This window comes from Mesorhizobium sp. CU3 (assembly GCF_006442965.1).
Lineage (GTDB): Bacteria > Pseudomonadota > Alphaproteobacteria > Rhizobiales > Rhizobiaceae > Mesorhizobium.
In genome coordinates this window covers 1-336 of sequence record NZ_VFWX01000039.1, presented here as the reverse complement: position 1 = coordinate 336, position 336 = coordinate 1, and the positions used below count along the sequence as shown (strand labels likewise).

General features: G+C 40.8%; 1 protein-coding gene. It reads right to left on the bottom strand.

The genetic code is table 11. The features are described 5' to 3' along the window. Positions 1 to 336, bottom strand: a 336-nt coding sequence (locus FJ988_RS30510) for a transposase (protein WP_140823043.1), incomplete at both ends; no start/stop codon positions are given.

The window sequence follows — 336 nt, the reverse complement described above, 5'->3', positions numbered from 1 at the left end:
TACGACCAATATGCTGGACGATGTGAAACCGGTCAATAATCAGCTGGGCTTTTGGAAACAGCTTTTTAACGAGCGATACATAAGGAGCGTACATATCAATCACGATCCATTCGACCGCTTCACGAATTTCTCGTGAAAAATGACTAAAATAACGTTTTAAAAAAGGCAGTTGTCGGTTCTCGACAATGTCCAATAAGCGCTGTGTTTGTCCATCCATCATGATGAAACTCATAGCACCTGAAACACCCCGAACTGATTTGAATTCATCAAAACAAAGTACCTTAGGTAACGGTGTCCGAAAAGGATTCAACGGACGATAAAATCGCTTCATAATAC